The sequence below is a fragment of the Altibacter sp. genome (assembly GCF_019913785.1).
GTDB lineage: Bacteria > Bacteroidota > Bacteroidia > Flavobacteriales > Flavobacteriaceae > Altibacter.
In genome coordinates, this window is the sequence record NZ_JAIOHK010000055.1 from 112,922 (window position 1) to 135,009 (window position 22,088).

General features: G+C 40.4%; 17 protein-coding genes. 11 read left to right on the forward strand and 6 right to left on the reverse strand.

The features are described 5' to 3' along the window. The first annotated feature begins 18 nt into the window (after positions 1 to 18). The 6 genes from K8F54_RS08725 to K8F54_RS08750 all read left to right on the forward strand — a co-directional run bounded on the left by K8F54_RS08725 (position 19) and on the right by K8F54_RS08750 (position 3,988). Positions 19 to 1,236: a cysteine desulfurase gene (locus tag K8F54_RS08725; RefSeq protein WP_290789623.1), complete on the forward strand. Its 1,218-nt coding sequence runs from the start codon at positions 19 to 21 to the stop codon at positions 1,234 to 1,236. 10 nt (positions 1,237 to 1,246) lie between these two features. Then, entirely contained in the window at positions 1,247 to 1,696 is a 450-nt protein-coding gene (locus K8F54_RS08730; protein ID WP_290789628.1) for an META domain-containing protein, read from the forward strand. Between the two features lie 2 nt (positions 1,697 to 1,698). After that, a complete protein-coding gene (locus K8F54_RS08735; RefSeq protein WP_290789630.1) occupies positions 1,699 to 2,121 on the forward strand; it encodes a SufE family protein in 423 nt (140 codons plus the stop codon). Between the two features lie 6 nt (positions 2,122 to 2,127). Further along, positions 2,128 to 2,457: an SUF system Fe-S cluster assembly protein gene (locus K8F54_RS08740; RefSeq protein WP_290789633.1), complete on the forward strand. Its 330-nt coding sequence runs from the start codon at positions 2,128 to 2,130 to the stop codon at positions 2,455 to 2,457. Further along, positions 2,457 to 2,963: a DUF2480 family protein gene (locus K8F54_RS08745; protein WP_290789999.1), complete on the forward strand. Its 507-nt coding sequence runs from the start codon at positions 2,457 to 2,459 to the stop codon at positions 2,961 to 2,963. The genes K8F54_RS08740 and K8F54_RS08745 overlap by 1 nt, the downstream gene beginning before the upstream one ends. Positions 2,964 to 3,067: 104 nt before the next feature. Continuing rightward, positions 3,068 to 3,988: a DUF3078 domain-containing protein gene (locus K8F54_RS08750; protein WP_290789636.1), complete on the forward strand. Its 921-nt coding sequence runs from the start codon at positions 3,068 to 3,070 to the stop codon at positions 3,986 to 3,988. Positions 3,989 to 4,104: 116 nt separating this feature from the next. Here the strand turns inward: K8F54_RS08750 and hflX are convergent, their stop codons facing one another. Beyond that, positions 4,105 to 5,310, reverse strand: coding sequence for a GTPase HflX (gene hflX / locus K8F54_RS08755; RefSeq protein WP_290789639.1), 1,206 nt, complete (start codon positions 5,308 to 5,310; stop codon positions 4,105 to 4,107). A 78-nt stretch (positions 5,311 to 5,388) separates the two neighbouring features. Between hflX and K8F54_RS08760 the strand changes: the two genes are divergently transcribed. The 4 genes from K8F54_RS08760 to K8F54_RS08775 all read left to right on the forward strand — a co-directional run bounded on the left by K8F54_RS08760 (position 5,389) and on the right by K8F54_RS08775 (position 11,657). Beyond that, positions 5,389 to 6,357 (forward strand): endonuclease/exonuclease/phosphatase family protein, encoded by a 969-nt coding sequence (locus K8F54_RS08760; protein ID WP_290789642.1) that lies wholly within the window; start codon positions 5,389 to 5,391, stop codon positions 6,355 to 6,357. Between the two features lie 115 nt (positions 6,358 to 6,472). Next, a complete protein-coding gene (locus K8F54_RS08765) occupies positions 6,473 to 8,767 on the forward strand; it encodes a gliding motility-associated C-terminal domain-containing protein (RefSeq protein WP_290789645.1) in 2,295 nt (764 codons plus the stop codon). Positions 8,768 to 8,828: 61 nt separating this feature from the next. Then, entirely contained in the window at positions 8,829 to 9,743 is a 915-nt protein-coding gene (locus K8F54_RS08770; RefSeq protein ID WP_290789648.1) for a type IX secretion system membrane protein PorP/SprF, read from the forward strand. 24 nt (positions 9,744 to 9,767) lie between these two features. Next, positions 9,768 to 11,657, forward strand: a complete 1,890-nt coding sequence (locus K8F54_RS08775) for an OmpA family protein (RefSeq protein ID WP_290789651.1) — start codon at positions 9,768 to 9,770, stop codon at positions 11,655 to 11,657. 62 nt (positions 11,658 to 11,719) lie between these two features. Here K8F54_RS08775 and K8F54_RS08780 read toward each other — a convergent pair whose 3' ends face one another. Together K8F54_RS08780 and K8F54_RS08785 are read right to left on the reverse strand one after the other, a co-directional pair. Next, positions 11,720 to 13,162 carry a DUF5689 domain-containing protein gene (locus K8F54_RS08780; protein WP_290789654.1) on the reverse strand — a complete coding sequence of 481 codons (1,443 nt, stop codon included), beginning with the start codon at positions 13,160 to 13,162 and terminating at the stop codon, positions 11,720 to 11,722. Between the two features lie 15 nt (positions 13,163 to 13,177). Next, positions 13,178 to 16,045, reverse strand: coding sequence for a carboxypeptidase-like regulatory domain-containing protein (locus tag K8F54_RS08785; RefSeq protein WP_290789656.1), 2,868 nt, complete (start codon positions 16,043 to 16,045; stop codon positions 13,178 to 13,180). A gap of 335 nt (positions 16,046 to 16,380) precedes the next feature. Between K8F54_RS08785 and K8F54_RS08790 the strand changes: the two genes are divergently transcribed. Then, on the forward strand, positions 16,381 to 17,439 hold the full coding sequence (locus K8F54_RS08790; protein WP_290789659.1) for an endonuclease/exonuclease/phosphatase family protein: 1,059 nt from the start codon (positions 16,381 to 16,383) through the stop codon (positions 17,437 to 17,439). Positions 17,440 to 17,502: 63 nt separating this feature from the next. Here K8F54_RS08790 and K8F54_RS08795 read toward each other — a convergent pair whose 3' ends face one another. The 3 genes from K8F54_RS08795 to K8F54_RS08805 all read right to left on the reverse strand — a co-directional run bounded on the left by K8F54_RS08795 (position 17,503) and on the right by K8F54_RS08805 (position 22,070). Beyond that, positions 17,503 to 17,946, reverse strand: a complete 444-nt coding sequence (locus K8F54_RS08795) for a hypothetical protein (RefSeq protein WP_290789662.1) — start codon at positions 17,944 to 17,946, stop codon at positions 17,503 to 17,505. 105 nt (positions 17,947 to 18,051) lie between these two features. Next, the gene (locus tag K8F54_RS08800; RefSeq protein ID WP_290789665.1) at positions 18,052 to 20,664 is read right to left on the reverse strand and encodes a TonB-dependent receptor; all 2,613 of its coding nucleotides are present in this window, start codon (positions 20,662 to 20,664) and stop codon (positions 18,052 to 18,054) included. Positions 20,665 to 20,849: 185 nt separating this feature from the next. Continuing rightward, complete coding sequence (locus tag K8F54_RS08805) at positions 20,850 to 22,070, reverse strand: peptidoglycan DD-metalloendopeptidase family protein (RefSeq protein WP_290789668.1); 1,221 nt, start codon at positions 22,068 to 22,070, stop codon at positions 20,850 to 20,852. Positions 22,071 to 22,088: the final 18 nt, after the last annotated feature.

Here is a 22,088-nt window from a genome sequence, read left to right on the forward strand (position 1 = left end):
AAATACGCTCCCTAGTTAATGGCTTTCGATGTTCAAAAAATACGAAACGATTTTCCCATACTTCAACGAAAGGTAAATGGATATCCGCTGGTATATTTAGACAATGCAGCCACTTCACAAAAGCCTCAAGTAGTAATTGACTGCATCGTGGATTATTACAGCAATTACAACGCCAATATCCATAGAGGTGTGCATACCCTGTCTCAAGAAGCTACAGACGCTTACGAGATGGCGCGAAAGAAGATACAAACCCACTTCAATATAGCCCACTTGCACGAGGTGATTTTTACTTCGGGAACTACCCACGGTATCAACCTGGTGGCCAATGGGTTTTCCACATTACTGAATAAGGGTGATGAAATTATTGTTTCGGCGCTAGAGCACCATTCTAATATAGTGCCCTGGCAAATGTTATGCGAACGCAGCGGTGCTATTCTTAAAGTCATTCCCATAAATGAAGAGGGTGTATTGATCCTTTCAGCCTATGAAGAATTGCTTTCAGAAAAGACTAAACTGGTTTTTGTAAATCATATTTCTAACGCCTTGGGAACCATAAACCCAATTAAAAAAATCATTGAAAAAGCACATGCCATAGGTGCGGCAGTCTTGATCGATGGGGCGCAGTCCTGTTCTCACATCAAGCCCGATCTAATAGATCTGGATGTCGACTTTTATGTGACCTCTGCTCATAAGATGTGTGGCCCCACCGGAGTTGGCATATTATATGGAAAAGAGGATTGGCTTCGCAAAATGCCTCCATACCAAGGGGGCGGGGAAATGATAAAGGAGGTAACTTTCGAGAAAACGACCTATGCCGATCTACCCCATAAATTTGAAGCCGGAACTCCTAATATTTGTGGTGGAATTGCATTTGGCGCAGCAATTGATTACCTTAACAGTATTGGATTTAATGCTATTGCGGCACATGAAAAAATGCTATTGGACTATGCGACCAAGGAGTTATTAGCTATCGAAGGATTGAAGATTTATGGCACTGGTTCCGAAAAGACTTCTGTCATATCATTCAATATTGATGGTATACACCCTTACGATATTGGTACTATAATTGATAAACTTGGTATTGCGGTTCGAACCGGGCATCATTGTGCTCAACCCATCATGGATTATTTCAATATTCCGGGTACTGTACGAGCTTCCTTTTCTTTTTACAATACAATAGAGGAAGTAGACAGCCTGGTACAAGGCGTTATCAAAGCAAAATTAATGCTAACCTAAATATTATACTATGAAGTTCCTAAGCTTATTAACAACCTTTATACTCACCATTGTAGTTAGCAGTTGTGATGAAACCAAAAAAGTAATCGACGTGGCAGGAAATGTACAATTATCGGGGACATACACCATTTCAAATGTAGGTGGTCAAGCGATTGCAGCAGCTGGCGACAAAAAGGTCTATATCTCATTCGCAGGGTTGGATAAGACCATTCGCGGAAATACGGGTTGTAATTCATTCTTCGGAAATTATTCACTGGATTTATACGCTTTGTCCTTTAGCGATGTAGGGCAAACCGAAATGTACTGTGACGAATCTACCATGGTTATTGAAACCAAATTTATGGAGGCGTTGCGAAATACAGGATCCTATTCTATAGAGGAAGGTGTACTCACACTGTATTCAAAGACAGATAGAAGTGTGCTACTCACGGCAAAAAAAGATTTAAATAAAGAAAATTAAATATGACCATTGAGGAGATACAGAAAGAATTGATCGATGAGTTTTCCTTGTTTGACGACTGGATGCAGAAGTACGAATATATGATCGAGTTAGGCAAAACATTACCCATCATTGATCCCAAACTCAAAACAGATGACCGCCTCATCAAAGGATGTCAATCTAAGGTTTGGTTGCATGCCGAATTAAAAGGAGACTATGTAGTATTCACTGCCGATAGCGATGCCATAATTACAAAGGGTATTGTTGCCATACTCATACGAGTTTTTACCAATCAAAAACCAGAAGCCATCCTTAATGCAAATACTAACTTTATTGATGAAATAGGTTTAAAAGACCACTTGTCCCCAACCCGTGCAAACGGATTGGTTTCGATGATCAAGCAAATGAAATTATATGCTGTTGCATATCAAGCACAACTTAAATAGTTAACAATGTCAACAACAACTGAAATAGACACAACCGAATTAGGCGAAAAGATCGTCAAGGTGCTAAAGACCATTTACGATCCGGAAATCCCCGTAGATATCTACGAACTAGGACTAATTTACGATGTAATGGTAAATGACGACTTCGAGGTGAAAGTATTAATGACACTAACGACGCCCAATTGCCCAGTAGCCGAGTCATTACCTGCCGAGGTTGAAGATAAGGTGAGGTCCATCAAGCTGGTCAAGGATGCCGAAGTGGAAATCACTTTCGATCCTCCTTGGACCCAAGACCTAATGAGCGAAGAAGCCAAATTGGAATTGGGCATGCTGTGATGGAAAAAGAGATTGTAAATAGAGTTGCCAACAGTAAACTTATAACCTTCGATCTCGAGGATTTTTATCCAAAAGGCGAACGGATATCTTTTGATATTTCGAAATGGTTATATGAAGGGGTCGTATTAAAGGAAAAGGACTTTAGAGCATTTGTGAGTGCCCATGATTGGTCGCAATATACCGATACATTTGTAGCCCTACATTGCAGCACTGAAGCTATTATTCCGGGATGGGCTTATCTACTGCTCACGGTTCATCTCACCCCCTATGCCAAAAAGGTTACTGTAGGTTCACTGGAAGAACTTGAGACCGTATTGTTTTCTGAAATCATTCATGAGCTCCCTCTGGAATTGTACAGGGATAAACCTGTTATAATCAAAGGCTGCTCCCATAAAACCATCCCATCCACAGCCTATGTGCTATTGGCGCAACGGCTTCAACCGATTGCAAAAAGTATATTGTATGGGGAGGCCTGTTCTTCAGTTCCATTGTATAAGAAGAAATAAGTCATTATTTGAAAAGAAAATACCCCTACGCAAGCACCTTTTTGTCTAAAATTTTCAGAATCTAAAAAGAAGCTTTAAATTTGCCTTTTTAAAAAATCAAACCAATGAAGCACCTATTTTTCTTAGTCTTATTTATTATTGTTCCATTAGGCATTTTTGCTCAAGAAACGGAAGAAAAAGAAGCCCCAAAAGATGGCTGGTCAAAGGTTGGAAATCTTTCCCTTCTTTTTAGCCAAGCTGCCTTTAACGAAGAGTGGACAGGAGGTGGTACCTCCAATTATGCTGCTAACTTAGGACTTGCTTATGACTTTAATTATCGTCAAGGAAAGTTAGTTTGGGACAATCGCATTGTAGCCGACTACGGCATTACAAAGCAAAAAGATCAAGAGTTCACACGTAAAACCAACGATCGTTTGGAGTTTAACTCCCTTGTTGGTAAACAGATAAAAGAAAGTAATTGGTATTACTCGTATTTTCTTAATTTCAAAACACAGCTAACTTCAGGATATGTGTACAGTGAAGATACCAATGGTAATGAAGTTCGTACGGAAGCGACTAAGTTGCTTTCTCCCGGATATATTCAGACAGGTCCCGGATTACTTTGGAAAAAAAGTGACAACCTCAAAGTAAATATTTCACCGGCAACGGCAAAACTAATTATTGTGAGTAGTGACTTCACAGATGTTGGGACAAATCAAGCTGTGATTGATGCTTTTAATGACGCAGGCGGCTATTTTGGAGTAGAAGCAAACGAGAGCACTCGTTTTGAATTTGGAGCCTCTATTTCGGCATATGCTAAAATAAGCTTAATGAAGAATGTGACGATGGAAAATGTACTAAATTTGTATTCAAATTACTTGGAAGACCCGCAAAATGTAGATATCGACTACACGCTTAATTTAATCATGTCTGTAAATAAGTTTATTACAGCCAATGCCACCCTCCAAGCAATCTATGATGATAATGCAGTACAAGGATTTCAAATAAGAGAAGCATTGGGAATTGGAGTGACCTATGGTTTCTAAAAATAAAAAAAGTATTACGAAGTAGCTGTAAAGGGACCTATCGATGTTTTATATCTTTGGTTAGTTAGTTTTCGAAAGGTCTTTGCTACAGAAAAGCCGTCCCTAGGGACGGCTTTTTATTCTGTATATTCGTCGTACAGAAAGTGATTGTACGGAAACCTACTTATATGAATCTCCTTAACTTTTTCATACACCAACTTCCTGAATTCCTCCAAATTCTCCTTTTCTAATGCCGAAATAAAAATTGCATCACCATCGGCCGAATGCATCCAGGTGCGTTTCCATTCTTCCAAGGTATAATGCGCCTTCGTTCTTTCAGTTGTAAGATCGTCAGCCTCAATTGATTCAGCCTCATAGGCGTCAATTTTATTAAAGACCATCACCATTGGCTTATCGGCACTATCTATTTCGTCTAAAATAGTATTCACCGAAGCAATATGATCTTCAAATGAAGGATGTGAAATATCCACCACATGAAGTAAAAGATCGGCTTCCCGAACCTCATCCAGCGTACTTTTAAAACTTTCCACCAATTGCGTGGGCAACTTTCGGATAAATCCAACGGTATCGGTCAATAAAAACGGCAAATTCCCAATTACCACTTTGCGCACCGTAGTATCGAGTGTTGCAAACAATTTATTTTCGGCAAAGACCTCACTCTTGCTTATCACATTCATGAGTGTAGATTTTCCCACATTGGTATATCCAACTAGGGCCACCCGAACCAAAGAGCCTCTATTTCCACGCTGCACCGCCATTTGCTTATCGATCGTGGTAATTTTCTTTTTTAACAAGGCAATCCGATCTCGAACGATTCGTCTGTCGGTTTCAATTTCGGTTTCTCCGGGTCCTCGCATTCCAATACCTCCACGTTGTCTCTCAAGGTGGGTCCACATTCCCGCCAGTCGAGGCAATAAATATTCGTATTGCGCCAATTCCACCTGAGTCCGCGCATAACTTGTGGTGGCACGTTGGGCAAAAATGTCTAAAATTAAATTCGTGCGATCTATTATTTTACAGCGAAGAATTTTTTCTATATTCTTTTGCTGTGCAGGAGAAAGTTCATCATCGAAAATAGCTACGCCAATTTCGTTTTCTTCAACAAAGACACGCACTTCCTCCATTTTCCCTGTACCAATAAATGTTTTTGGATTGGGTGGATCCATTTTCTGAACAAACCGTTTAAGTACTTCACCTCCGGCTGTATACGCCAAAAACTCCAACTCATCCAGATATTCTTTTGCCTTTTCTTCGTTCTGCTGCTGGGTGATCAATCCAATAAGAATGGTTTTTTCGTATTCAAGATCTGTTTTCTCAAGCATAGCCTTTAATTCTTTCACAAATGTACGAAACACATTGAAAGGGATTTTTGTATTTTACATCCAATTAACATAGTTGGGATGCAACAGGCTTCAGAAAATACAAATACGTACAACATTGCTTTTTATAATCTTGAAAATTTGTTCGATACCATCGATAATACCGAAACATTGGACGATGACTTTACACCTACTTCAGACAAACAATGGAATGAAAAGCGTTTTCAGAAAAAAATAAAAAAGCTTGCTAAGGTCATATCTAATATTGGTTTTACGGAAATTGGTCATCCTCCTGTAATTATTGGTGTTGCCGAAGTGGAGAACCGGAATGTGCTCGAAGCACTCGTAAATTCAAAATTCTTAAAAAATAAAGCCTATGATATTGTGCATTTCGATTCACCTGATGAACGCGGCATAGACACCGCTTTACTGTATCGAAAAGAGTATTTTAATGTACTTCATCAGGAAGTTTTTACGCTGTTTCTAAACAATGAATTTGGCATACGGGATTACACCCGAGACATTCTTTATGTAAAGGGGCAATTGGAGGGAGAACTCGTGCACCTGCTGGTAAATCATTGGCCCTCCCGAAGGGCAGGTGCCGAAGAAACAGCCTATAAACGAATTGCTGCAGCTCGTAGAAACAAAGAAATTGTTGATGAGATTATGGCAATCGATCCGTTAGCAAAAATTTTGGTAATGGGCGATTTCAACGATGATCCACAGAGTGAAAGCATCAAGGAATTGACGGCGGCTACATTGTATAATCCCATGGAACTTTTATTAACCAAGTATGCGGGAAGTACAAATTACAGAGGCTCCTGGAACCTCTTCGATCAAATCTTATTGTCGCATTCCTTTTTACAACAATACGGAAATTCCTTGCGGTTTGAAGACGCACACATTTTTAATCCTAAGGCACTTGTTGCATATCGTGGACGGAATAAAGGAATTCCTTTTAGGACCTATATGGGCCGAAAGTATCTGGGCGGTTTTAGCGATCATTTCCCCGTCTTTGGAACTTTTACAATACATCGAACAGCGAATTAAATTTAACAGGGTTTTAATCGGAAATTTCTTGCGTTATAACTAATAAATCTTTCAATTATTTGATACCTTAGTTTTTTATATAATTTAGTAATATATAACCACCAATTTTATTATTATGAACAATATATTCCCACCTAATTTTCTTCCTAAAATACGTGTCTCACGGTTATTTTTTAGAAGTAAGAAAGGAATGCTGTTCGCTATCATTTTTTTAGCCACAGCCTCATTTTCGGCACACGCACAAGGACCCGGTTCTCTTTTCGTAGATGCTGGTCCGGATGTCACCATAGATTGTGATGGAAATAACGGATGTACCGATATAACCGCCGATTTCTTAACGACTTTCGAAACTGCCAGTTCCATCTATGTGGTCGAATCGATTCCATATAACCCTCCATTTCCATTTAGTGGTTTGGCAAATCCGCTAAATCCGAATATCGATGATGCTTGGTCTGGAGTTGACACCCTGCCTTTTGATTTTTGTTATTTTGAAAATTTAGAGCAAGAATTTCAAGTGGGTTCCAACGGTGTAATACGTTTCGATGTTGATCCTGGAGATACCACGAATGGGTGGTCCTTTAGCGAAAACCTACCCAACAATTCAAACCCAACGCTGGCCGAGGCCAACGTTTTTACACCTGGTCATGATATAGATCCTTCGGCTTCGAATTCCGAAGAAATTGGTTACGAAGTCCTTGGAACCTATCCAAATCGTGTACTAGTAGTGGCCTATTTCGAAGTACCTATGTTCTCTGGTACTTGCAATGCCCTGTTGGCAACACAGATGGTTGTTTTTTATGAATTTTCGAATGTGATCGAGGTATATATACAAGATAAGCCATCTTGCCCATCTTGGAATGACGGGAATGCAGTAATTGGAATTCAGAATGATGATGGTAATATCGCTTATGTACCACCTGGAAGAAATACTTCAGATTCACCTTGGACTACCAACAATGAAGCCTGGCGTTTCACTCCAGCGGGTAATGAGACCTATGTTTTTGAATGGTTGGATGCTAGTGGAACCGTCATAGGAACAACGCCTACTGTAAATGTATGCCCTGATGGAAGTGAGGCGTATACAGCGCGCGTAACCTATACCAACGCTTGTAATGGGGATACCGTTGTTTTAGAGGATGAGGTAATTGTTACCGCCGTAGCCACTTATTCAGTTGATCTTGGCGGAGACCAACAATTATGTGATGTAGCAACCTATGAAATAACTGCAGTCATTGAGGGCGCAGATCCAACCAATGCTACGTACTTATGGAGTACCGGTGAAACAACGCCTTCCATAATTGTATCACAATCTGACGTTTATAGTGTTGAAGTCGATATTGAAGATTGTGTTGTAAATCAAAGTGTTCAAATTGAATTGGAGAACACTCCGGCCATAGAATTAGGAAACAATATTGAAACTTGTTTCGATGAGATTATCCTACTGGATGCTTCTCCTTCAAATTATGACCCGGCCTTGGCCACCTACAAGTGGAGTTTAAACGGAACAGTACTTCCTTCTGAAACAAATCCAACACTTATCGTTTCAACGCCCGGCACCTACAGCGTGGTAGTTACGGTTGGTTTCTGTGAAGCCAATGATAGTATCGATGTGCTTCCGGGAAATGACATCCTTATTTCGTTGGGAGATGATATCGAGACCTGCTTCGATGAAATATTAATTCTGGATGCAAGTCCTTCAAATTACGACCCGGCTTCGGCTACTTATCAATGGAGCTTAAACGGAACAGTATTGCCTTCAGAAACAAATCCAACACTGGTTGTTACAGAAGGAGGCACCTACAGTGTGGTAGTGACTATTGGAGTTTGTGTTGCTGAAGATTCTGTAGTGGTTTCCGGAAGAGATGATCTTGTTGTTGTATTGGGTGATGATTTTAGAACCTGTGCTAACGAACTACAAACCATTGTAGCGGCAACCGACGAAACGGATGTTGTCTATCAGTGGCTTCTAAACGGAGAGGTACTTCCAAATGAAACCGGAACCAGCATCGATATTACATTTGACCCGGGTACCATAGGGACACAAACATTTACAGTGATCATCTCTGTAGGTGACTGTACCGGAGAAGATTCGATCGATGTGCGTTTATACGATGTAGGACAATGTGTTATTTCGGAAGGGCTTTCGCCGAACGCTGATGGTATGAACGATTGTTTAGATCTCGAATTTGTCGCAGACCGAAGTGGTTCGTTCTCCATAGAAGTATTCAATAGATATGGTACTTCGGTGTTCTCGCAGAACAACTATGTGAATGGCTGGTGCGGGCAGGATAACGATGCCGCCGAATTGCCCACAGGAACCTATTTCTATGTGATGAAATTTGAAAATTCGGATACCGAATTTGGTTCGGTTAAAACCGGATGGATCTATTTGAATAGAGACGCAAATTAATCGAGATCCAATGAAATTCATGGATTTACAAAAAACAGACTAATATAAACAACCAATCATAATGAAAAAATTATCACTAATCGTACTTGTGGTTAGCCTATTGTGTGTCGATTTCGCCTCGGCACAACAGGACCCACAGTATACACAATATATGTACAATATGAATGTGGTGAACCCGGCGTATGCGGGTAATAAAGAAGTGCTTTCAATTACCGCATTATATCGTAAACAATGGTCCGGCTTCGACGGAGCTCCCGAGACAATCACCTTTTCGGCGCATTCTCCTATAAGCGACAAAATAGGCTTGGGACTTTCCGCTATTAAAGATGAACTTGGTCCCGTTAGTGAAACCAATGTATATGCCGATTTCTCTTATACCTTACAGGTAAGTGAGAGCTTAAAATTAGCATTTGGTTTAAAAGCAGGAGCTACCTTCCACGATGTTGGACTTATCGATTTGGAGTTACAAGACCCCAACGATCCCTTCTTTTCACAGGATATTAATAATACCTATCCCAATGTGGGAGCCGGGGCCTTCTTTTATGGAGATAAGTTTTATATCGGACTTTCGGTGCCTAACTTTTTAAATTCGGTGCATCTGGATGAAAACGGGATAAAATATGGAAGTGAGACCAATCACTATTTTGCGACAGCTGGTTATGTCTTTGATGTTTCAGAAAATATGAAATTAAAGCCGTCGGTAATGGTGAAGTCGGCCTTCGACGCTCCGCTCTCCATCGACGGAAACTTGAATGCACTATTTTATGAAAAATTTGAAATTGGCGCATCCTATCGTTTGGATGATTCCTTTAGCGGACTTGTAGGGTTTCAGGTAACGCCTAACATTCGTATTGGGTATGCCTATGACCGAGTTGTTTCAGACATCAACGTAGTGAGCGATGCCTCACACGAAGTTATTTTAACCTTCGATCTTGGCTTTGCGAAGCGTGCATTGCGTTCGCCCAGATACTTCTAACCACCTAATCTAATTTCATTAAAAATGAAAAAAATATATACATTTCTTCTACTAGTAGTGGTAAGCACGGCAATTGCTACCGCTCAAAATAAAGATACCAAAAAGGCGGATCAGCTTTACGATAGGCTGTTATATACCGATGCTGCCGATGCCTATCAAAAACTATTGAAAAAGGGTAAAGGAAGTCGGTATGTCTTCGAACGGCTGGCCAATAGTTACTACTATATAAATGATACCAAACAGGCCGAAACTTTTTATAAGCGTGTGATAAAAGGGCGAAAAGTAAACCCGGAAACGGTGTACAATTATTCGCAATCGCTTAAGGCTAATGGGAAGTTTAGTGACTATAACACCTATATGAAGCAGTTTGCCGAGATGAACCCCGGCGATTCTCGCGCCATAGCGTTTATGAAGAATCCCAACTATGTTCCTACTATCATGGAGGAAAGAGCCAAATACGAAGCGAAGAATATGGAGGAGATCAATACCGAGTATTCCGAATTTGGTGGTACGATGATAGGTAAGGACTTTTACTTTTCTTCGGCCAGAAATACAAGTCGGAAGAAATACGGTTGGAATGAAGAACCGTATTTGGACATTTACAAAGCAAGCGATGTAGGTGGTACCATTAAGAATGCCGATCTCCTTCCCGGGGAAGTAAATACCAAATACCATGAAGGTAATGTGGCGATTTCAGCAGATGGCAAACGGATGTATTTTGATCGTAACGATTATTTCAGAGGGGATTACGATAAAAGTAGTGAAGGAGTAAACCAAATCAACCTCTACTATGCCGAAAATATTGACGGTAACTGGAGGGATGTTCAGTCTGTGGCGTTTAACAGTAATGAATACTCTACTGGACATCCAGCACTAAGTCCGGATGGAAATACCCTGTATTTTGTAAGTGATATGCCCGGTGGAAAAGGGATGAGCGATATCTACAAAGTTGCCGTAAATAAAGACGGAAGTCTTGGGACCCCTGTAAGACTGGATGATAGTATTAATACGGAAGGAAGAGAAGTTTTCCCCTTTGTGGATAGCAACGGAACCCTCTACTTTTCGAGCGACGGACATATGGGAATTGGAGGTCTGGATGTTTTTGCCGCCGAAGCAGCCGGCAACGGGTTTGAAAAACCTAGAAATCTAGGCAAAGGAGTAAACAGTCCTGAAGATGATTTCGCCTTCAAATTTAATCCGACTACCATGACCGGATTTGTTTCTTCCAACCGTTCCGGAGGAAAGGGAAGTGACGATATCTATGCCATAAAAGAATTGGAATTCTGTGACGTGGCCATTACGATTCAGGTGATGGATGAGTATACCGATAAACCAATTAGCGGAGCACGGGTGGATCTTTACGATACCTTTGAGAATAAGTTAAGCACCAAAACTACGGGAGCTGACGGAAAAGCCGATTTTATGGCTGAATGCGATAAGGAACACGTGATTCAAGGTGTGGCCCCAGGGTACGAAAGCAATGCAGTCACTGTCGCATCTGCCAATGATACGAAAGTATCCAGCTTGTTAGAAATGCGCCCAATAGAAGAAATCATTTCCGATGATAGAGTGGTGCTTAATCCAATCTTATTCGATTTGAATAAACACAATATTAAGCCACAAGCGGCTTTCGAATTGGACAAATTGGTGGCCATTATGCAGAAATACCCGAATATGAAGATCAATGTGGAAAGTCATACGGACAATCGCTCCAGTGACCAATACAATTTGGATCTTTCGGAACGGCGCGCACAATCTACCGTGCAATATGTGATCTCTAAAGGAATAGATGCCAGCCGTATTAGCGGTAAAGGATTTGGTGAAAGTAAGCCGGCTGTAGACTGTGGTAATGCATGTACCGAAGCACAGCACCAAAAGAACAGACGATCCGAATTCATTATTATTGAACGATAGGTCATTTTAACTACTACCAATAAAAAACCCTTCACATTCTAGTGAGGGGTTTTTCTTTTTTATTAATCTGAACGAATTTCTATCTCATCCAACTCATAAGTGCCATCATTCGCTGCGTCGCCACTACCTGTATATCTCCAAGCGATATATCCGGTCCCGGAAAGACATGAGAGATCAACAAACCCCGAAGGAAACCAATCGCCAAAAAAATCATCATCGTGGACCACATAGGCATCCGACAGCTGGCTCCAACTTGAAAGGGCAATGTGCTCCGGATTCCCATCCCAATCGTTTGAAAATACTACCTCCAAAATACTAGCATCGCTAAAGCTATTCGAAGTTTTGAAGGTCAGAGTTTCTCCCTCCTGTATATCAAAATTTAATTGTGGGGTGATTAGCCAACCTATAGAGCTGTCATCGCCTGATCCAAAGGATCCCATTCGCGCAGAAATTCCCAACGATGCATTGGTGCCATCGTCAAAAAAAGCTTCCCAGGTTTCAGTACCTGCTTCTATATAATTGGTCCAACCATTTCCATTAATGGCTTCACCGATAGTTTGTGCTTCAAAGAATTCACTAAAAAGAACGGTATTCCCTGTAGCATTTACAATTCCGCAGCTGATCTCTTGTGGATCACAGCGGTCATTCGACTCAAAAACAATCCCGGTTGGATCATTGACCACAACATTCAATTCGTCACCAAAGAAATTATAGGTTAAAATTCCATCCAAAGTGCCTCGACCAGACGGAAGCAGGAGCGATTTGAAATCGGCAAAAGTGGAGGTGCTAAAAATTACGGAGGCGCTTTCGGTACAACTTTCCAAAACGCGTTCTCCATCAAATACATCAAGGGGTTCGGCTGCAAATGTTTTAGGGTGTTCTCCTAGCACCTCGCTTCTGTGAAATTGTACATCGGCCAGGCGAATGTATAAATTGGTATGCGCTGCGTTTAATTCGTGTATTTCCAACTCTAAGGGGATAATAGACGCCACTACTGAATCTCTTTTCAGAAAGTGAAATAATTGCGATTCGGCAATTTTCGAAACATTGTTTCGGTTGCGAAACCCCAAGGCTAACACCCCGCTATCGTAGCCCACAGACAATCCATTCAGTTTAACGAATACTCTTCGCCCAACCTCATAGGTGGTAAACAACGGATTGACATCGGCCAACAACTTCACACCAGCGTTTGGTTGTATCGAATCGTTTTGCAGAATCAATTCTTCAAAAAAGTTCCCTGCTTCGTCATTGGAAATAACAAACCCTTCAATATATAGATCGTTATCAGGGGTATCTTCAAAAGAGAGGATTTCAACTCCGTTAGTATTTATTTCCTGAAGCAGCAGCGTCCTAAGTGTTTGTATAGAAATAATATGTGCGGGGTTAATATCAATTCCCATTTCGTCTTGTGACGGAATATCATAGGCATCATCGGCGACACATGAAAATATTGAGAATACGACCAGTACCGTGATAAAAATTTCAGAAAAATGTATTGTCTTCATGATCAAAGTTTTTAATTAGAATCGGATATAAAGATTTACATAGTAGGTGGTACCATTTCCGAAGAAATAACGATTCCCAAAAAGCGGGCGATCTCTATTTCTATCCTCCAGAACCCTTCTATAATCTGCGTATCTTGAATTTTCGAATCCCCCGGTGATGTATTCTTGATTCAATGCATTCTGAATGGCCGCAAAGAAACCAATATAATATTGCTTTACCTTCCACGATTTTCCACCTACCACATTTAGTAGTACAAAGGCATCTAACTGTTCTTGCTGTAGCAAGTTTCGGGCAATACGCTCATCGTAATCATTAAAGGCTTGCCCAAAAGAATCGGTTGAAAAACCATCGGATCGTCTCAAGGCACTTATATCTATATATGAATTTGAAAAATAATTTCCGGTAACGCCTACCCACCAAAACTCCGGTGAGCGATATTCGAACCCAATTTGATAGGCTCGTTCGGGCCCACTGGGAACATGGTAATACTTTAAGTTGGTCGTTCCCTTGCCTAGGGTTAACCTGTTATTTTCGATTCCTGCAATATTTTCAGCTCCTAAAAAATCTTCGGAAGTGAGATAATACCGTGGGTTATTGGTATAGAGATGTTGTCCCACCGAAGCAGCCGCCTTTAGCTTGAATGTAGGAGTTAGCTGTGCTTCAACTCCCAACTCACCCCCCATCCTTCGGCTGCTCATACCTGTAATTATTTCCTGCAAAAAAGCACTGCCACCGTCCTTCCCTCTGGCCGATTCAGTAAAAAAGAACCCTATATCTGTTTGATCCGAAATCCCTGTATAATAGCCCGTCAGTCGTCCGCTTAACAGGGGCGAACGAAATATATAACTCGCTGCTACCAGCTTACTTTTTTCACTTTCCAAACCAAGTACCACATCATTGTTCTGTCTGGGATTGCTGAAGGCATTTCTCAGGGAAGGGGCTTTTGTAACAAATCCTGCATTTATATCCAACAAATGGCGTCCTGTAAGTTTATAGGTCAATCCTCCTTTGAAACCGAAATCGGTAAAGCTCAATTTTTCACCAGGACCCAACGACCACGCTTCCGGGAAATAACCATTTTCAAACCGCCCTATTCTTTGATATTGGGTCTGCGAAGCAGTTGCACCTATAAAGAAATCTATTTTCCGAAGGGTAAAGGAGCTTTGAGTAAAAGCGGAGAGGAGGCTCGCATTTAAGCGGTAATTGTACTTATAACGGTCGCCCTCCATTACGATCCTATTCCTGTTTTGCAAATCGCTTTGGGCTACGTCAACAATCACTTCGTTTGAATCGCCTTCAGCAAAATAATCAACATCCAGAAAACCTGTACCTCCCAATAAGTCTTTGACTTCAGCAAAGTAATCGCTATGTAGGCTTCGGAATTCTATTCCTGCATTGAGAAATCCCTTTTCCGATATACGGCTGTTAAAAATAGTATTGAGACTAATTTGGGTATCATCGGTTCGATCTTCCTGTATTATATAAATTGAATTCCCCCCCTGGGCTTTTAAACGCTCATTGGCTTGGTACAGCGCGTTCCAATTCAACTGACCGTTATTTATAAATTCCTGTTCCGCTAGATAGGCGAGTTGATAATCGTAGGCAGACGAATGCTCGTTGCGAAGAAAATAACTGGGCAATCTCTGGTAATAATCTCCATAGGGATTTCGGGCGCCGCCAACATATATTTCCTGCTCCCCAACTGAAAGCAGTCGTGTTCCACCATAATCCAAACGGCTGCTAGCTGCCTTTCCAAATTGATACCCCAGGTTAGTGTTTAAGGTGGTATTTTGCTTGATTTTCCAGAAATGATTGAGCATGACAACGGGTTCATTTACCGAACGAATACGACTATTTCGTTTCTCCCCTTCGTAATACCCCCAATTTGGATTGTATCTAATGCCTTTTATGTCTTTTACTTCCTTGGTCATGGCTGTAGCACGTCCTCTACGGTTTGGTGTATAAAACCCGGTAATGTTTAGGCTGTGCTTCTCATTGAGTTTTTTTTCTACGGAAGCAAAGTATGAATTTGCATCGTACAAAGTCCCTTCTTGATACCCCTCGTTGCCAAATCTTCTGGATGCCAAAACCGAATACGACCAGCCTTTCAGCGATAATCCACTATGATAGGATCCCATTACGCGTCCCAGATAACTTCTGTTAGCGCTCGCGGCAGATACCCGCCCGCCTTGCTTATATTGAGATGCGCGCATTATTATATTGGTTGTCCCTCTAAGGCCTCCAAATGTATAGGCGTTGGACGCCAAGCCAAAGGAATGGTCTTGAATACGCTGAACATCATTCAACCCGCCCCAATTGGCCCATTGTGGCCGACCAGTATACAGTTTATTCATTTCAATACCATTGATTAGAACTTTCTCGTATTGGTTATCCAATCCTCTTGGACGAAAAAAAGCCCCGCTAAAATCGTAGGCGGCCGCATTTAGAAATACATCCTTTGTAGCTTGTAATATTCCGGAGGTAGCCACCGAAATACCTTCTTCTTCATTCAACTCGGCATCACTCAGACTAATCAATCCTATCTCCGATTCGATTTGGGATACGTCTAACTCGAGTATCAACGGATCTAGATTGATTGGTTTACCATTTTGGATCGTTATTTGAACGCGCTGTTTTTGATAACCTAAGGCCTTTACGAGAAGCACCTGCTCGCCCTGTGGCAAATCGGCTCTTGAAAATAAAAAGTATCCTTTACTATCGGTATATATGGAAAAATTACTTGCCTCGATTGCAATTTCGACATTGGAAATGCCCACTCCCGAATTCATATCTACCACCCGGCCTTTTACAACGCCTTCTTGAGCAAATCCTATTCCCGAGAAATATAGGACGAGGCATAAAACTGAAAGAATCGGTTTCATTTGTGGTGTGAACTAAAATTGAATAAAACCGGAGAGAACCGAAAATTAGGTGTTTTGGCTGAATAATCCCACTACAGAATATGCTAGTAGGGTTTGTATTTATTCCGAAAAATTTATATGCTATAAAGTTTCAAGTTCTTCGAAAGCGCTCAACCTATTCATTTTACTGATGTCTGTGATTTTTTTGTTCTGATTTAGGGTTCTAAATATATTGGAGTTCCCAGCCAAAAAAGAGGGCTAGTAATTCTTGAATTACGTGAACATCTCAATTTAATAGCCTTATTCAGGATGTAAACTCTGTTACTTTTGAAAGAAATAACTATTAACATTTCAATATGAGAGTGCTCCTCTATTTTCTTGCTTTCCTTAGTATTGAAAACACCATTTGCTATGGACAGCAGAAGGAGGTATATAAAATACACACGATTGCATTTTATAATCTAGAAAATCTATTTGACCATCTAGATGATCCCATCACATTTGACAATGACCGAACGCCCACAGGAAAAGATCACTGGACCGCGGAGAACTACCATGCAAAATTAAAGAACATGGCTCGCGTAATAGCTGAAATAGGTCGGGACGTAACGGGGACTGCCCCGGTCATTTTTGGGGTTTGTGAAATAGAAAATCGAACGGTGCTTGAAGAGCTGCTGAATCAGGAACCCCTGATAAATTACAATTACGGCATAGTGCATTTTGATTCTCCCGATAGGCGGGGCATCGACGTAGCCTTATTGTATCAGAAAAAGAACTTTACACCTACGCACTATAAGGTTATTCCATTACTTATATACGATGATAACGATACTTCAAAACGTATATATACCAGAGACCAGCTAGTGGTAAGCGGTATGCTAGATGGGGAGCAAATACATATAATTGTAAATCATTGGCCTTCCCGCTCAGGAGGAGAGGCAAGAAGCAGGCCCAAGCGAATCAAAGCCGCCACCTTGAACAGGCGGATCATCGATTCCCTTTTTAGTGATAACCCTTATGCAAAAATAATTACCATGGGAGATTTAAATGATGATCCCATAAGTCCAAGTGTAAAAAAAGTTTTAAAAACCGAAAGAAAACAAAACAAGGTACCATTAAAGGGATTGTACAATCCTATGGAAGAAATGTATAAATTGGGTTTGGGCACGTTGGCCTGGCGTGACAATTGGAATTTATTTGACCAGATCATTGTTTCGGAAGCATTTCTGAAAAAAGACTATACAACCTATCAGTTTTATAAGGCGGGAATATACAACCAAGCCTATCTAATTGCCTCAACAGGACCTTACGCCGGCTATCCCTTCCGAAGCTTTACCGATGGTGGATTTACAGGTGGTTTTAGTGATCATTTCCCGGTTTACATATATTTAATTAAAAATGCGAACAGTCCATAAAATATAAAGGGGCTGTCTTTAGAGTTTTAATACACTATAGACAGCCTCATTTATAAATTCATTTTAATCAAACCACTGTTGCCAAGGGATTCTAGACAGCATTAAAATTAATGCCAGAGTATAAAAGATGGTAAGGCTTTTAAATTTGGGTTTAGACACCAGTTTCTTTTTATGCTTTGAATAACCAACGGTGATTAGTACCACCACAAATAACATGATCAGCGGGTGTTCAACAGCATATAATCGAAATTCAGAATTTTTCATGATCTCTCCCATACCCACATTGGATATATTTTCAAGTCCGAAGGGAGAAACAAAAAATAAAATTAGTCCTATTAAAAACTGTAGATGTGTTACAATAAGCGCAAAAAGTGCCAGTCTAAAATCTTTAGGACCGTATTCTTTTCCGGTAACGAGTCCGGCTACTGCATTGATCGTAGCAATTACGACCACGAATAATACCAGGTAGGCCCACCAAGAGTGAATAAATTGAATTGTTGTATACATAGTCGTTGGTTTTAAGTTCCCCAAAGGTAGGAATAATTAGCATAAAAAAGAGGCTGCTAATACTAGCAGCCTCTTAAATGTGTGAGGTTAAAGATTAACTAATGATTAAAAAGAATATTTAATCGATCCGTTAAAGGTTCTACCGTTGGTTGTATAATATCCAAACGCATCGCTATTTGCTAGTCTAACAAAATCAAATACATTAAATACATTTCCTCTAAAAGTAAGATCGTTACTTCCAAGGTTGAAATTGTATGTAATACCGGCATCTGTAATAGCATAAGGGCTCAATCTAGTTGGCATATAACCACTAGCAGTTGTATTTACGTCTGTAAATTCATAATGACGTTCTTGGTGCTTAATACTTGCATCAACACTAAGTCCTTTTACAATTTTTACAATACCTCCAAGTCCCAACGTAAGTTGTGGCGCAGTAGATACTTTTACACCATCACGGTCAACACCTTCAGTTTCTGAAAGAAGTGATCCGTCAGCATCATCATAGATGAATACATTTGATTCTCCTTTGTAAATCCAGCGTCCACCAGACATATACCCGGTTAAGGTCAACCAATCTGCTGCTCTAAAATAAATATCCAGCTCGGCACCTGTGTGGAATTGTCTAATTCCTCTTTGGATAATATTTATTTCGATATCGTCTTCTTCGTCTATAGTACCCATGTCATCAACTCCAGAATCAGCTATAGTTCTATTATCCCAATCGGTCACGTAGGCATTGAAGTTAGCTTTCAATCTACCAGACTTATAATGATACCCTGCCTCAAATGAAGTGATCTCCTCATTGTCTACTTCGGGATTTTGAACTATTTCGTTTGAATTTCTGATATTTACGAAAATATTATCTAAATAAGGTTGTCTTGAATAGAAACCTGCATTGGCAAAGATCTTGTGGTCTTCAGCAATGGTATAGGAAACACCCCCTTTTACATTGTATCCTGTCTTGCTTAGTTTGTCAGATTTTCCTAATCCGTCAGTATCTTCTATAAATCGGCCGTCTCTTTGATAGGACTGATTAGAGAATGCTCCCTGAACAAAGGCTGAAAATACGTCTGTTGCATATTCCATTTGTCCAAAAACTCCTTGATAGTTAATGTTTTCCGAATAATCGTAACCAACTCTTTCTCCTTCGTCCGCAAAATTGAAAAGTGCCGCCCATGGTTTTGGGTCGTATTCTGCTGTGATTAACAATCCAGCCTCATCAGTTCCGTTGTCATCCCAGCCGGATAAGCCGAATAAGTCTGTAACTTGTCTAAAGTGATCTCCTCTATAAAAACGAAGATCGGCTCCAACATTCACAGAGAAATTATCGGAAAACTCATGTCCTAAATTGGTTACAAGACCAAACCAATTGTGATTGTTTACCGATGCTCTTCGAGCATATCCTGAGCCAAATTCACCACCAAAATCTCCACCAACACCAACCATGGCATTGTTTTCAGCAATAGCATCCCAATCTATTTGACCAATTAGGGGCCCATCACCATCGGGATCTTCGGTTCTTTTTCTAGCCGAACTAGAACCTAAATTGCCGGTTCCTCCACCACGACCCCAAGAAGCATACGCCACTGTAGATAGGTCAGTCTTATCACTCATAGTCCAATCCCAGTTTAAGTTAATTACCGGTTTGTGGTAGTAGTTTTGTCTTTCAGAAACAATGCCATCAGAAGTATATCCCCAATGCTCATTAAATTTTGGGTCTGCAGCGATACGTTCTTTTGATTGCGACCATTTTTGACCATGCAATTGTGGCGCTCCAGTAACTATGAAATTGAATGCGTGTGTATCATTAGGCTTATATCCGGCAGCAAAATAATAGGTTTGTCCTTCACCATAGGTTCCTTTAGACCATTTTCTATGTGCTTGCCAGTAATCTACCATCACTGAAAATGCCCATCCACTATCGTTTAGTCCAGTGTTATAGGCTACGGTTCCTTTGGCGTAACTATCGTTACCACCTAAGAAACGTGCAAATCCACCAGCTTGTCTATCGGCCGCCTTCATTACAATATTTACAGTACCCCCAACTGACGAAATTGCCAGTTTAGAAGCTCCAAGTCCTCTCTGAACCTGAACAGCGCTTGCCACATCTGCAACACCTGCCCAGTTGGACCAATATACCAACCCATCTTCCATTCCGTTTACGGGTTGTCCGTTTAACAAAATTCCGATGTTATTTTGTTCAAAACCTCGTAAATACATTTGAGAATCCCCAAATCCACTTTCTCCGGAAACATGAATAGACGGAGAGTTTTTAATGATTTCAGAAACTTCTACGTTACCCACACCTCTTCTTTGAATTTCTTCCGCAGAAATAGTTGTTACAGCAACTGGCGTTTTTCTTCCTCCCGCGAGGTCAATAACACCGCTACCAATAATAACCACTTCGCTAAGGGCATCCGAATCTAAATCTAAGCTGATAGATCCTAAATTTGCTGTCCCGTTAACTAAGGTGTAACTTACTTTTTTAGATGTATACCCAACATAAGAAACTGTAACAGTTCCCTGGTTTTTAGCTACATTCAATGTAAAATTTCCGTCCATATCGGCAACAGTACCATTCATGGTTCCTGTTTCTATGACGTTAGCGCTAGGAAGTGTGTCTCCCGAATCGCTGTCCATTAAGGTTCCTGTTACAGTTCCTTGAGAAAAAGCAGTAAAACTGCCCAATAGTAAAATGAAAAGTAAAAGTTTTTTCATATGTGTTAGTTTTAGTTAAATAAATTTGGCGCAAAAGTAATTTAAAAAATACTTTTACAGCACACCTGAGGTTAAGAAAATAATAACTCCTCTTAGTGGCTAAAATTACTGTGAATTATGTAAGGTATTAGGAAACAGCCGTTTAATTAATAAACAATCTTATCAACATTTTAACATTTTATTCATTAAAATGCAATACAATCCAATTGGTCCTTTAATGGGGGCATAAACGCATAAAAATCTTCGTGATACTCAACAGGTAGTGGTTTGGAAAACGGAAGATCTTCTTTGAACGGGTCAACTTCCTTCCCGTTCTTCCAAAAACGATAGCAAACATGTGGGCCACCCGTATTTCCTGTCATCCCAATCCAGCCAATAACATCTCCTTGTTGTACGTATTGTCCCACATTCACTTTGCGACTTTTCATGTGCAAATATTGGGTTTCATAACTGCCATTATGTTTAATTTTTACGTAGTTCCCGTTACCTCCCCTGCGTTCCGATTTGGTTACCGTACCATCTGCTGTTGCCAAAATAGGGGTTCCCAATGGAGCCGCAAAATCGGTGCCTCGATGAGGTCTCAATTTGTAGCCATAATATTTAATGCGCCTGTTCAAATTATAGCGGGATGAGATTCTGAAATTAAATTGTATAGGAGACTTTAGGAAGGCTCTACGCAAATTATCGGCCTTTTCGTCGTAAAAATCAGACACAACATTTGCACTATCATTTTTATAATTGAAGGCGTACAGTGCTTTTCCCTTATGTTCAAAAAAAGTTGCTTTTATCTCTTCAATCCCAGCAGGTATCGTATCGTTGATATATTTCTCGGTATAGATCACTTTAAAGCGATCCCCCGGTTGCAGGTGGAAAAAATTTACTGTCCAGGCATATATATTCGCTAGGCGGTCTGTCATATACGGACTTAAATTCTCTTCTGCCATTGTTTGTGAAAGTGAACTGGTTATAATTCCAGAAGCCTCCCGTTCAATAAAACGGACAGGTTTTTTGTCGTTATAACAATTTAGGCTATCTCTAAAATCAACTACGGCAAAATCTACCTTATTCTTTTCATAGATAAACACCTGAGTGGTATTGGTGGTATCCTTGGAATTCAGTAAAACATAGGGCTTACCAACCACAATTTTTCGAACATCAAAGCTGTCCTTAAACTTATTGGCCACTTCAAATATTTTGTCTTGTGGAACTCCATTTGCGTCAAGAATAGCTCCAAATGTATCTCCGGTTCGGATGGTATCTCGGATTACGTTAAAATCGTTTAACGTATAACCATATTCTACCAAGAGGGGGATTTCTTCGACGATTTCTTCAATAACATCGTCTTTTTGAGTATCGCATGCAACACAGGCTAAAAATAGGGGGAGTAGGTACTTTAGTTTCTTCAATTTTACTTAATTATTTAT